The organism is Virgibacillus siamensis (genome assembly GCF_039522605.1).
Lineage (GTDB): Bacteria > Bacillota > Bacilli > Bacillales > Amphibacillaceae > Lentibacillus > Lentibacillus siamensis.
On sequence record NZ_BAAADS010000012.1, the window covers coordinates 69,144 to 82,398 of the forward strand.

The 13,255-nt window shown below is 42.4% G+C and carries 10 protein-coding genes; 9 read left to right on the forward strand and 1 reads right to left on the reverse strand.

Annotation, left to right across the window (positions count from 1 at the left end):
* Positions 1 to 7: 7 nt before the first annotated feature.
* The 8 genes from dnaE to ABD010_RS08515 all read left to right on the forward strand — a co-directional run bounded on the left by dnaE (position 8) and on the right by ABD010_RS08515 (position 10,716).
* The gene (dnaE, locus tag ABD010_RS08480) at positions 8 to 3,370 is read left to right on the forward strand and encodes a DNA polymerase III subunit alpha (RefSeq protein WP_343812059.1); all 3,363 of its coding nucleotides are present in this window, start codon (positions 8 to 10) and stop codon (positions 3,368 to 3,370) included.
* Between the two features lie 259 nt (positions 3,371 to 3,629).
* Positions 3,630 to 4,835: an NADP-dependent malic enzyme gene (gene ystJ / locus ABD010_RS08485; protein ID WP_343812599.1), complete on the forward strand. Its 1,206-nt coding sequence runs from the start codon at positions 3,630 to 3,632 to the stop codon at positions 4,833 to 4,835.
* A 25-nt stretch (positions 4,836 to 4,860) separates the two neighbouring features.
* Positions 4,861 to 5,499: a FadR/GntR family transcriptional regulator gene (locus ABD010_RS08490; RefSeq protein ID WP_343812061.1), complete on the forward strand. Its 639-nt coding sequence runs from the start codon at positions 4,861 to 4,863 to the stop codon at positions 5,497 to 5,499.
* A gap of 101 nt (positions 5,500 to 5,600) precedes the next feature.
* Entirely contained in the window at positions 5,601 to 6,461 is an 861-nt protein-coding gene (gene accD / locus ABD010_RS08495; protein WP_343812063.1) for an acetyl-CoA carboxylase, carboxyltransferase subunit beta, read from the forward strand.
* Positions 6,458 to 7,414, forward strand: coding sequence for an acetyl-CoA carboxylase carboxyl transferase subunit alpha (gene accA / locus ABD010_RS08500; protein ID WP_343812065.1), 957 nt, complete (start codon positions 6,458 to 6,460; stop codon positions 7,412 to 7,414). Before accD ends, accA begins: the two co-directional genes overlap by 4 nt.
* A gap of 106 nt (positions 7,415 to 7,520) precedes the next feature.
* Entirely contained in the window at positions 7,521 to 8,480 is a 960-nt protein-coding gene (gene pfkA, locus ABD010_RS08505; RefSeq protein WP_343812601.1) for a 6-phosphofructokinase, read from the forward strand.
* A gap of 17 nt (positions 8,481 to 8,497) precedes the next feature.
* Positions 8,498 to 10,258 (forward strand): pyruvate kinase, encoded by a 1,761-nt coding sequence (gene pyk, locus ABD010_RS08510; RefSeq protein ID WP_343812068.1) that lies wholly within the window; start codon positions 8,498 to 8,500, stop codon positions 10,256 to 10,258.
* Between the two features lie 65 nt (positions 10,259 to 10,323).
* Positions 10,324 to 10,716, forward strand: coding sequence for an FxsA family protein (locus ABD010_RS08515; RefSeq protein ID WP_343812070.1), 393 nt, complete (start codon positions 10,324 to 10,326; stop codon positions 10,714 to 10,716).
* A gap of 2 nt (positions 10,717 to 10,718) precedes the next feature.
* On the opposite strand, the gene ytvI is transcribed toward ABD010_RS08515, so the two are convergent.
* Positions 10,719 to 11,825, reverse strand: a complete 1,107-nt coding sequence (gene ytvI, locus ABD010_RS08520) for a sporulation integral membrane protein YtvI (RefSeq protein WP_343812072.1) — start codon at positions 11,823 to 11,825, stop codon at positions 10,719 to 10,721.
* A gap of 294 nt (positions 11,826 to 12,119) precedes the next feature.
* Between ytvI and citZ the strand changes: the two genes are divergently transcribed.
* Entirely contained in the window at positions 12,120 to 13,235 is a 1,116-nt protein-coding gene (gene citZ, locus ABD010_RS08525; RefSeq protein WP_343812074.1) for a citrate synthase, read from the forward strand.
* Positions 13,236 to 13,255 lie beyond the last annotated feature (20 nt).

Sequence of the window (13,255 nt, forward strand, 5' to 3'; positions counted from 1 at the left end):
ATAGCTTATGTCTTTTACACATCTGCAAGTTCGGAGCGGCTACAGTATTATGAACAGCATGATCACCATAAACAAGCTGGCCGAAAAAATAGCTGAACTGGATATGGACGCAGTGGCACTTACTGATGAGCATGTATTATATGGTACGGTTCAGTTCTATCAAGCCTGCCGCGCAAAAGGGATTAAACCCATTATCGGTATGACAGTACGAGTGGGAATTTCCGAAGATGATGCGGCAACTTGTATCTTGCTTGCCAAAAATAATCGGGGATACAAAAATCTGACAAAAATCAGTACACATATCCGACTGGCAGAGATGGACTCAATCGCTAAATCGGAATTTGAACCGTATACCGATGATTTGATTTGTATCCTGCCGGTAATGGATGGGAAGCTGGAATCCTTACTGGTCAATGAAACACATGAGCAAGTACAAAACTACTTGCAATCGGAGTGGGGGATGTTTAGGGAGGATAATTTTTATCTCGGTGTGCAGGATCATAGCCTTGACACGGAACGAAGGGTCAACACCGCGGTGAAATCATTCCAGAAACTTTATGGCTCGTCAGTTACGGTTGTCAATGATGTGCGATATGTGAACGGGAATGATGATATTGCCTATGATTGTCTGCAGGCAATGAAAAATGGCAGAGGATGGGTGCCCCGCAATCCTGATGCAAGCCTAAGGCAACATCATATTCGTTCTACAGATGAAATGCAGCAGATCTTTGGTACTGATTGGCCGGAAGTGTTGGAATGTACTGAAGAAATCAAAGAAAAATGCAATGTCAGCTTTGATTTTGAAACGAAAAAAATTCCTGCTTATCCTGTGCCTGATGATTGTGATGCACATACATATTTGCTTGAAATGTGCAGGGTAAATCTACCAAAAAAATATCATACGATTACAGATGAAATAGATAAACGATTGAATTATGAATTAAGTATCATCCAATCGATGGGATTCAGTGATTATTTTCTGATTGTCTGGGATTTCATTGCCTATGCAAAGGAAAATAATATCCTGGTCGGCCCTGGCCGCGGGTCTGCCGCCGGGTCACTGGTGGCGTATGTACTTGGGATAACGGAAGTGGACCCGCTTCAATATGACTTATTGTTTGAACGGTTTTTGAACCCGGAGCGAATAACAATGCCCGATATTGATGTGGATTTTTCTGATCACAGAAGAGATGAGGTTATCTCGTATGTGCGGGAGAAATACGGAGAAGAATACGTGGCACAAATTATTACGTTCGGCACATTTGCTGCAAGGTCATTAATCCGGGAGTTGATCAAAACGATTGGAATTGATCAGCAGGAAGCGTACTTTATTTTAAAAGAAATTCCTTCACAGGCCAAAAAATCCGTTGTGGAGCTTGTACAGGGCTCGCAGGAATTGCAGGGGTATATTAAACAATCACAACAACTGAAGGTATTATTTAAAGTGGCTGCCAAACTGGAGGGCTTACCGCGTCATATTTCAACACATGCAGCAGGTGTGGTGATAAGTGACAGGCCATTGGTTGAGAATGTTCCGCTGACCGTTGGGGCCAATCAGACGAACCTGACTCAGTTTTCGATGAATGATCTCGAAGCAATCGGACTGCTGAAAATGGACTTTCTTGGATTGCGTAATCTGACGCTGCTGGAACGGATTTTTCAGACGATTTCATATCAGTCGAAGCAAACATTCCATTTTAAGGATATACCGGATGATGATGCAAAGACGTATGCAATGCTGCAGGAAGGCAGGACAAACGGGATATTCCAGCTAGAATCAGAGGGGATGAAACGGGTCCTGAAGAGCCTGAAGCCAACTTCCTTTGAAGATATTGTTGCAGTAAATGCTTTATACCGTCCAGGTCCAATGGAACATATCCCGGAGTATATTGACCGGAAGCATGGGCGTGAACAGGTCACATTTCCGCATCCTGATTTGGAGTCTATTTTGGGAGAAACATATGGAGTATTGGTTTATCAGGAACAAATTATGCAAATCGCCCATAAAATTGCGGGGTTTACGTTGGGGGAAGCGGATATATTGCGCAGGGCTGTCAGCAAAAAGCAGCAGCATCTGATGGAGGAACTGAAAGAAAAGTTTATTGCTGGCTGTTTGGACAATGGATACAATCAGCAAGTTGCAGGAGAGATTTTTCAATGGATGGTAAAGTTTTCGAATTACGGTTTCAACAAGAGCCACGCGGTTGCCTATAGTAAAATTTCCTATCAGCTGGCATATTTGAAGGTTCACTACCCCAAAAGCTTTTTTGCGGAACTTCTGAGTTCGGCGGTTCATCAACAGGATAAGCTGCAGTTGTACAGGACGGAAATGAAGGAAATGGATATACAACTGCTCCCTCCGTCCATCAACAGAAGTTATGGGAAATATTCGGTCGAGAATGATGGGATCCGAATGGGGTTTATGTCCATTAAAGGGATTGGAAATAATGTGGTGAAACAAATAATCAAGGTCCGAAAAGATGATTCGTATAAAAGTTTGTTTGATTTATGCATGCGGGTTTCGTTGAAAGTTATCAATCGGCCTGTGCTTGAAGCACTGGTGATGGCGGGAGCTTTTGATGAAATATATGGAAACCGGGCAAGTCTATTGGCTTCGATTGACCGGGCATTGGAACAAGGGGAATTGTTCAAGGAATTTACCGATCAGTCCAGTCTTTTTCAGGACGGGGTAGATCTGGAAGCATCGTATATTGAGATGGAAGATTTTACGCAAATGAAAAAGCTGGCTGATGAGAAGGAGTTGCTCGGAGTTTATATTTCGAGTCACCCTTTAAAGCGCTATCGCAGCATATTGGAGCACCATGGCTATGTTTCAATGGCAAAAGTCCAACATATGGAAGGCCAACGAAATGTAAAAAGCGCCGGCATTATTCACTCTATTAAAGTTATCCGGACAAAACGCGGGGAATCAATGGCGTTTGTAACAGTAGGGGATGAAACGGGAGAAATGGAAGGTGTCATTTTTCCTGATGTTTACCGTGGCGTTAACCCCTGGCTGGCTGAAGAGCAAATCGTTACGTTTTTCGGGAAAATTGAAGCACGAAATAATAAGCTGCAATGGCTGATGTCCAAATTGGAAATTTTTCAAAATGATGACTGGGAACCGGATCGAAATCAGCGGTTATTTATCAAGGTCACAAATCAAAATAGCAGTGATGCGTTTCCGGCTATTAAAAAAATCGCTTCCGGTCATAGGGGGAATACTCCGATTATCGTGTATCATCAGCCAATGAGACAGACATATAAACTCAGTACGGAATATTTAATCGATCCTTCCGCTTCATGTATGGAATTATTCCGGAATTATTTTGGTGCGGATAACGTTGTATTGGATCGTGTTCATGATTAAATATGGGGTGCTGCTTCTGCTTTACACATATATACCATCTGTTATAATTAAGTAGTTAAGTGGTCAGACCACTGAGTTGTTTGATTGAAGTTTTGTAATATAAGAATTTATACTTACAGAAATTAATAAAAAGTCAGGACTACCTTTTAAAGAAACTGCGGCATCCGCAATAGATAAGGCGAGTTCCGGGTTTGTAAAACAATTTCTATACCATGAAGGAGTGAAATTCGTGTCAGATTTGAGAAATGAAGCATTGCATATGCATAAAATGAACAAAGGTAAATTGTCTACGGAGCCCAAGGTTACTGTCCGCAATGCAAAAGATTTAAGCTTAGCCTATTCACCTGGTGTGGCGGAACCGTGTAAAGAAATTCACGATCATAAGGAAACCGTATATGACTACACGATGAAAGGTAACATGGTCGGTGTGGTGAGTGACGGTTCTGCAGTTTTGGGCCTTGGCAATATTGGGGCTGAAGCGTCTTTACCTGTAATGGAAGGTAAGGCGGTACTTTTCAAAAGCTTTGCAGGTGTGGATGCATTTCCGATTTGCCTGTCGTCCCATGATATAGAGGACATTGTTCATACGGTGAAGTTGATGGAACCTACATTTGGCGGTATTAATCTGGAGGATATTGCTGCACCGAACTGTTTTATCATTGAGGAGCAACTCAAAAAGGAAACGAATATCCCAATTTTCCATGACGATCAGCACGGAACAGCAATTGTAACCGTGGCAGGTTTGATTAATGCACTGAAATTAACCGGGAAGTCTTTCTCCGATATAAAAGTGGTTGCCAATGGTGCAGGTGCTGCCGGAATTGCGATTATGAAGCTGTTGTACAGTTTTGGTGTCCGTGAGATGATAATGTGCGATTCAAAAGGTGCGATTTATGAAAACAGACCATACGGCATGAATGACGTAAAAGAGCAGGTCGCCAAAATGACCAACAAAGATAATAAAGAAGGCAGTCTTGAGGAAGTACTGGAAGATGCTGATGTGTTTATCGGTGTTTCCGTAGGCGGGCTGCTAACACAGGACATGGTTAAAAAGATGAAAGATGATCCGATTATTTTTGCAATGGCCAACCCGGACCCTGAAATAATGCCTGAAGATGCGAAGGCAGCCGGTGCAAAGGTAATTGGGACAGGCAGGTCTGATTTTCCGAATCAGGTCAATAACGTACTTGCTTTTCCAGGTATATTCCGTGGTGCTCTGGACGTGCGGGCAACCCGGATTAATGAGAAAATGAAGGTTGCTGCAGCCGAGGGGATTGCATCGCTAATTGCTGATGAGGAACTAAGTACCGATTATGTTATTCCTGCTCCTTTTGACCCGAGAGTAGCGCCGTTAGTAGCGTCCAGTGTGGCAAAGGCAGCGATGGAATCAGGTGTTGCCAGAATACAGGTTGATCCGGAAGAGGTTGCTGAAAAAACGAGAGTATTGACACGAATTGATGAATGAAATTTTGGTATTAAAGGAGTGAACCATGGCTGTGTCCATGTCCCCAAAGCAAAAAGTCTATCAGGGTGTATTACAGGAAATTCGCAGGTATATTGACAGTAATAATCTGGTACCCGGCGATAAACTTCCTTCTGAACGCGATTTATCCGAGAAACTGCAGGCTGGAAGATCCTCCGTGCGCGAAGCCTTGCGAGCGATGGAATTGCTGGGATTATTAGAGACCAGACATGGTGAAGGCACCTTTTTGAGTGCTTATACTCCTTACCAGACTGTTGAATTGCTATCTTCTTTTATTTTACAGGGAGGCACCATAAAAAAAGATCTTGCTGCCACGAAAAGAATAATAGAAAAGGAATTGGCCAAGCTTGCCGGGCGTTTTTTGGACACGAAAGACTTGGATGTTCTCAGGTCAAATCTTGAAAATACGCATCAAACGGCCGGTGAAAAACATAAAGCGTTTTTTCGGCACTTAAGCGAACAAGCCGGCAATGTGCTTCTGAGCAAAATATGGTATTTAGTGGATGACTTTTCAAGTACGGTTAATGCGGTTTATTATGAAGAGGGATTCTACATAAAGCTGTTGGATTTATATAAAAGCAATGATATTGATTCTATTGAAGGACTATTCAATTCAAAAATAATGGATCGTGACGACGTAAACTGACACCTTTTTCAGATTTCATCCGTTATAGTGGTGAAAGACAGATTAGAACTGAAGAATTGTATCGGTTATGTCTGGTTTTGTTAGAAAAAGGAGGTATTCCCTTGCTTAAGGATTTTTTCAGCAAAAAAAAGAAATATGCATCCATGCCCAGTGAACAGGGTAAGCTTGAGGTTCCGGAAGGGCTGATGAAGAAGTGCAGCGGATGCAATAAAATTTACTATCGAAAAGAAATGATTAAAAATGATAATGTATGTCCCAATTGCGGATACCACCATCCATTGACAGCATGGGAACGTATAAATGGATTATTTGATGAAGGAACCTTTGAAGAGTGGGACAAGCAGTTAACAACTACCAATCCACTCAATTTCCCGGGATATGAAGAAAAAATCGCCAAAGATCGTGATAAAACCGGTTTAAACGAAGGTGTGGTAACAGGTAAAGGGCTAATGAACGGCACCCCTGTTGCGTGTGCAGTAATGGATGCGAGTTTCCGGATGGGCAGTATGGGTTCTGTAATTGGAGAAAAAATTGCCCGTGCGATTGAACAGGCCAAAAATGAATCACTGCCGTTCATGATTTTCACAGCATCCGGTGGTGCCAGAATGCAGGAAGGAGTTTTGAGTCTGATGCAAATGACGAAAACTTCCGTGTCCATCAGCCGGTTTTCAGATGCCGGCGGGCTGTTGATTTCGGTAATGACCCATCCGACGACAGGTGGTGTTTCCGCAAGTTTTGCATCACTTGGTGATTATAATTTTGCCGAACCCGGTGCATTAATCGGCTTTGCCGGGCGCAGAATTATCGAGCAGACTATCCGTGAGAAATTGCCTGAGGATTTTCAGACCGCAGAATTTTTGATGAAACACGGACAACTGGATAAAGTAGTTCACCGGCATGATCTTAGGTCCTTGTTAACCTCATTGCTTGCGATGCATTGGAAAGGCGGGACTGAATCATGAAACAGATTATGGAATTTGAAAAACCAATTGTGAATCTGAAAGAAAAAATTGCGGAACTGAAAAATTTTACGCAAGATAGTGAAATCGACTTATCTGACGAAATTAATACGCTTGAAGAACGGCTGGAAGTTCTGGAGAATGACATTTATGGTAATTTGCAGCCTTGGAATCGGGTGCAAATGGCGAGGCATCAGGAACGGCCAACAACACTGGATTATATTCAGGAATTATTTACTGATTTTATCGAGTTTCATGGTGATCGGCTGTTCGGAGATGACGCAGCAATCGTTTCCGGGATTGCCAACTATAAAAATAAGCCTGTGACAGTAATTGGACATCAACGGGGGAAAGACACGAAAGACAATATCCACCGGAATTTCGGTATGCCACATCCGGAAGGTTATCGGAAAGCACTAAGGCATATGCATCAGGCTGAAAAATTTAAACGGCCGATTGTATGCTTTATTGATACAAAAGGGGCGTATCCGGGAAAGGCTGCTGAAGAGCGGGGGCAAAGTGAAGCAATTGCACGTAATTTGATGGAAATGGCCGGTTTGACCGTGCCAATTATCTGTATTGTCATCGGTGAAGGTGGAAGCGGCGGCGCCTTGGGCCTAGGTGTGGGAGACCATATCCATATGCTGGAAAACTCCACCTATTCGGTTATTTCCCCTGAAGGAGCGGCAGCGCTTTTATGGAAAGATTCAGGACAAGCACAACGGGCTGCGGAAACAATGAAAATCACTTCCTATGATTTGAAGGAACTCGGCGTAATTGATCAGGTCATTCCCGAACCCAAAGGTGGTGCCCATCGGGATATAAGTGAGCAAGCTGAAAATATCGATGCTGTAATGGAAGATTCATTAAACAAATTAATACAAATGGATGAATCGGAATTACTTGAAAAGCGATGGGAAAAATATAAGAAAATTGGTGAATATACAGAAATGTAACAGGATGAGGTTGACGACTGTCAGCCTCATGATTGTTTTTTAATTGAATTTTACGTGGCTTACGATTATCTTTGAGAGAGAAACTTTGTAAATATGAGGTGGAATGATGAAAAAGATTGGAGTATTAACAAGTGGTGGCGATGCTCCGGGTATGAATGCAGCGATACGTGCTGTTGTACGTAAGGCGATATATCACGGCATGGAAGTTTATGCGGTGAAAAACGGATTCCAAGGTCTTATTGATGGAAGTATAGAGAAAATGGATATTGGGTCGGTTGGGGATATCATCCAACGAGGAGGAACCATATTGCGTTCTGCGCGCTGTGATGAATTTAAAACCGATGAGGGGCAAAATAAGGGTATTGAGCAGTTAAAAAAATATGAAATTGAAGGACTTATTGTAATCGGCGGCGATGGCAGTTTTCGTGGTGCCCAGAAACTCACTGAAAAGGGTTATCCCTGTATAGGCGTTCCGGGAACCATTGATAATGATATTGCCGGTACTGATTTTACAATCGGTTTTGATACTGCATTGAATACGATTATTGAAGCAATTGATAAGATTCGGGATACGGCTACATCCCATGAGCGGACATACGTGATTGAGGTAATGGGCAGAGATGCCGGTGACCTTGCATTGTGGTCCGGGCTCGCTGATGGCGCAGAGAGTATTCTTGTTCCGGAAAAAGCTGATGACTTTCAAGAGGTAATTGAACGACTGAAACGCGGTCACGAACGCGGGAAAAAACACAGCATCATCATTCTTGCTGAAGGTGTAGGAAGCGGACTGACTTATGGCGAACGAATTCAGGAAGCAACAAAACTGGAAACGAGAGTAACCGTACTGGGGCATATCCAGCGCGGCGGATCTCCTACCGCATCTGATCGTGTTTTGGCAAGCAGACTTGGGGCAAAAGCGATCGATCTTTTACTGCGTGGTGAGGCTGGAAGAATGGTTGGAATACAGAACAACAAGCTGGTTGATCGCGATATTCTTGACGTACTGTCCGAACAGCATCAACTTAACAGTGAAATGTATCAGCTATCAAAAGAATTGTCGATATAAATGAAGGAGGAAATATTGTGCGGAAAACAAAAATAGTATGTACCATTGGTCCGGCTTCTGAATCTGTTGAGAGACTGGAAAAACTGATTGAATCCGGAATGAATGTCGCCCGGCTGAACTTTTCCCATGGTGATTACGAGGAACATGGCCAGCGTATACAAAACATTCGACAAGCTGCAAAGAATCTTGGAACGACAGTAGCCATTCTGCTGGATACAAAAGGACCGGAGATAAGAACCGGATCCTTTAAAAATGGAGAGGCTGAACTTTTGGAAGACAGCATTGTCTACGTATCCATGAATGAAATCGAAGGCACAGCCGAACGCTTTTCTATAACGTATGGCGGGCTTATTGATGACGTGCACAAAGGTTCAAAAATTCTGCTTGATGACGGTTTAATTGAATTAGAAGTAATTGAGATTGACCATACGGAGCAGGAATTGAAAACAAAAGCACTAAATTCCGGAACAATCAAAAACAAAAAAGGTGTAAATGTTCCGAATGTCAGTGTGAATTTACCGGGGATAACTGAAAAGGATGCGCAGGATATTGTTTTTGGTATTGAACAGGACGTTGACTTTATTGCTGCTTCTTTTGTTCGAAGATCTTCTGACATTCTTGAAATTAAGGAACTTCTCGAACAACATGATTCGACACATATTCAGCTTATCCCCAAAATTGAAAACCAGGAAGGTGTCGATAATATTGAATCGATCCTGGAAGTGAGTGATGGATTAATGGTTGCCCGGGGTGACCTTGGTGTGGAAATACCGACTGAAGAAGTCCCATTGGTTCAGAAGCACTTAATTACCATTTGCAATACTGTTGGGAAACCGGTAATCACAGCGACACAAATGCTTGATTCCATGCAGCGTCAGCCACGCCCAACCAGAGCTGAGGCGTCTGATGTTGCCAATGCAATTTTTGACGGAACGGATGCCATCATGCTTTCCGGCGAAACTGCAGCCGGCAACTATCCGGTCGAATCGGTGCAGACGATGAGCAATATTGCGTTAAAAGCTGAAACAGGATTGGATCATACAGCAATTTTACGCAGTCGTTCAAGGTCAGTTGATATGACAATAACGGATGCAATCAGCCAGTCGGTAACACATACAGCGATGAATTTAACTGTCAGTGCAATCATTACACCGACAGAAAGTGGTCATACTGCAAGGATGATTTCCAAATATCGTCCAAAAGCACCAATTGTTGCTGTAACCTTTTCAGAACGGGTTAACCGCCAAATGTCGCTTGTCTGGGGCGTTCATGCTGTTATGGGCGGACTGGCACATACTACGGATGAAATGCTCGATACTGCGATTGACAGTGGATTAACAACAAATCTTTTTGAACGGGGAAGCAAGGTACTGATTACAGCTGGCGTTCCAGTTGGTGAGAGTGGAACAACAAATCTGATGAAGGTTCACGTAATCGGTGATGTAATGGCAAGAGGTCAGGGGATTGGCCGTAAAAGTGCGTACGGTAAAGCGGTAATTGCCAAAAATGGCAAAGAGGCGCTTGAGAAGTTAGAGGAAGACGACATTCTGGTAACATATGGAACAGAGCGAGACATGATGCCAGCCATCGAAAAAGCTTCCGGAATTGTTACGGAAGAAGGCGGACTGACATCACACGCCGCTGTGGTAGGTCTCAGTCTTGGAATTCCGGTTGTTGTCGGAGTTAAGAATGTATTTGACCTGGTCAGTGACGGAGAAGACATTACCATTGATGGTGCAAAGGGAGATATTTATAAAGGGCATGCCAGTGTTTTATAATGTATAATAGTAAAAGGAAGGGGAGTGCCCCCTTCTTTTCTAAATCAGGCTCTTGAAAGGGTGAAATGATGCGTTGGTTATTACTCGCATTTTTAATCGTACCAGCTATGGAAATTGGTATCTTTATTTGGGCAGGTGGTATAATTGGCCCATGGTGGGTAGTTACACTAATATTACTTACCGGTATTCTGGGCATATCAATCGCCAAAGTTCAAGGTACTGAAACATGGAAACGCGCACAGTTATCGATGAACCAGGGAATTATGCCGACGAATGAAATCATCGATGGGATTTGTATCTTTATTGGAGCAGTCTTTCTGTTTACCCCCGGTTTTATAACAGATACTGCCGGGTTTCTGTTAGTTCTGCCATTTACGCGGAGACCATTCAGGAACATGCTGCAAGGATTTATCAAAAGCAGACTGAATAAAGGTACGATTATTTATCGCAAATGGTAGGTTCACCCCTTAATAAATTGCCATAACTGATTGATTATTCCAGCTTCATGAAGCGCCCGGATAATAATCAGAAAAGCTGGTCCAATGATTAACCCTGCGAATCCCCAAATTTGCAACCCTGCAAATAATGCAATCAGTACTGCCAGCGGATTTAATCCGATGTTATTTGAGATCACTTTCGGTTCGATTAATTGCCGCTGGATGACTACGGTCATATACAGTACTGCCAGCGGAATCGTCATTTCATAATTACCGGTCAGGAACAAATATATAATCCACGGGATAAAAATAATTCCCGTACCAATAAACGGGAGCATATCAACCAATGCTGCCAGTAATGCAACCGTCATTGGATAGTCCATGCCTATTAAGAGAAGTCCGAGATAAATTATCACGGTTGTCAGCGAAACCAAAAACAGTTGTGCCTTGATAAATCCGAAAATGGCTTTTCTCAGATGAATCCAAACTTCCAGGCATGACGTATGTATTGATTCCGGTGTAATTTTTTTTATGGAATTTGTTATTGTATGCCAATCATTTGTGATAAAAAAAGCCGCGATCACAATGAACATAATCACTGTAAGTGAACCGGGAAGTGCTGATAGTGTCTGTGGTATGGTCATGAGTATACGATACAGGAATTCAGTTCCGATTACAGCAAATTGATCAACGAGCTCAGTTATATAGTTGTTGATTGCTTCCTGCTGCGGCGGGTTCAATGTATGAAAAAAAGATGTAAGTTTATGATAAAAAGGCAGAACTTTTTCCTCGATGATTATTTCGATGCCTCTGATAAATGCCTGAAAATGAGCAGGAATTTGTTCCGCCAGATATGCACTGCCCTGAATAAATTCCACGATGACAAAAACTACAATCCCCATTAATAGCAGAAAAAAACTGGTAAGGACTGCAAAGGAGGCTAATGGGCGCGGCATTTTCAGTCTTTGTTCAGCAAATGAAACAAACGGATGCAGCAGGTAAGAAAGAGCACCAGCCAGCAAAAATGGATATAGGTATTCGAAAGAGTAATGCAACAGGAATATGAATAAAATAAGGAAGCTGGCTGTCAATACAAACCGTAATATGGAGTAAATAATATGCCTGTCCAATGTCATCCCTGCCAATCTGAACATTTTTATTTCTGTATTATGTTATGTATGTTGCAGAGCAGGAAAATAGACATGAGCACAATAAACACTGTGCAGAAAATATTGATTTTATAAAATTGCCTTAGGCTAAAAATATTGGGTGTTTTAATCGGTTTCAATTCACATTATGAACATAATCCTTTATAATTGTTGATGGGGATGACAATGTTATATTGTAGAAATATTGTCGAACATAATTACTAATTAAATTATCCTAAGTTAATGAACAATTCATAGAAAAAGGAGAGGTTTGTTATGGCAACAACTAAAGGTCTTGAAGGAGTTGTCGCAACGCAATCATCAATCAGTTCGATTATTGATGATCAGTTGACATATGTTGGTTATACAATTGATGATTTAGCAGAAAACTCCAGCTTTGAAGAAGTGGTTTACCTGCTATGGAATTTGAAATTGCCAACGAAATCCGAACTAGATAAATTTAAGGCTGAATTGGCTGCCAACCTGGAATTGCCTGAAGCAGTAATCAATCATTTACGTTCTTATGATTTGTCTACCGTGCATCCAATGGCTGCATTGCGCACCGCAATTTCCATCCTTGGGCTGTATGATGATGAAGCGGATGTGATGGAACCGGAAGCAAACAAACGAAAGGCAATCCGTATTCAGGCTAAAATAGCGACAATTGTTACAGCATTCGCCCGCATCCGAAAAGGTAAGGATCCGGTGAAACCCAAAAAAGAACTGGGTTTTGCGGCTAACTTCCTCTATATGCTAAATGGCAAGGAAGCTGAGGATGTTGAAGTGGAGGCTATTAATAAAGCTCTTGTGCTTCATGCAGACCACGAATTGAATGCATCGACGTTTACAGCCCGTGTCTGTGTAGCAACCCTTTCGGACATATACTCAGGTGTTACTGCAGCAATTGGTGCGTTGAAAGGACCGTTGCATGGTGGGGCAAACGAACGTGTCATGGCGATGCTGACTGAAATTGGCGAAGAAGAAAATGCTATTCCTTATATTAAAGATAAGATGGCAAATAAAGAAAAAATCATGGGTATGGGACACCGTGTTTATAAAAATGGCGATCCCCGTGCCAAACATCTGAAAAGAATGTCACGTGAACTGACTGAAACAAGCGGCCAATCCAAATGGTATAACATGTCCATCAAGATTGAGGATTTTGTTAAAGAGGAGAAAGGGCTGCCGGCAAACGTTGATTTTTATTCTGCATCGGTCTACCACAGTCTGGGAATTGATCATGATTTGTTTACCCCAATTTTCGCAACAAGCCGCGTTTCAGGTTGGTTGGCACATATTCTTGAACAGTATGACAACAACCGCCTTATCCGTCCGCGTGCAGAGTATGTTGGACCGAAAACACAAGCTTACACGCCTATTGAAGAGCGATAGTTGATTCAATCTTAATAGTC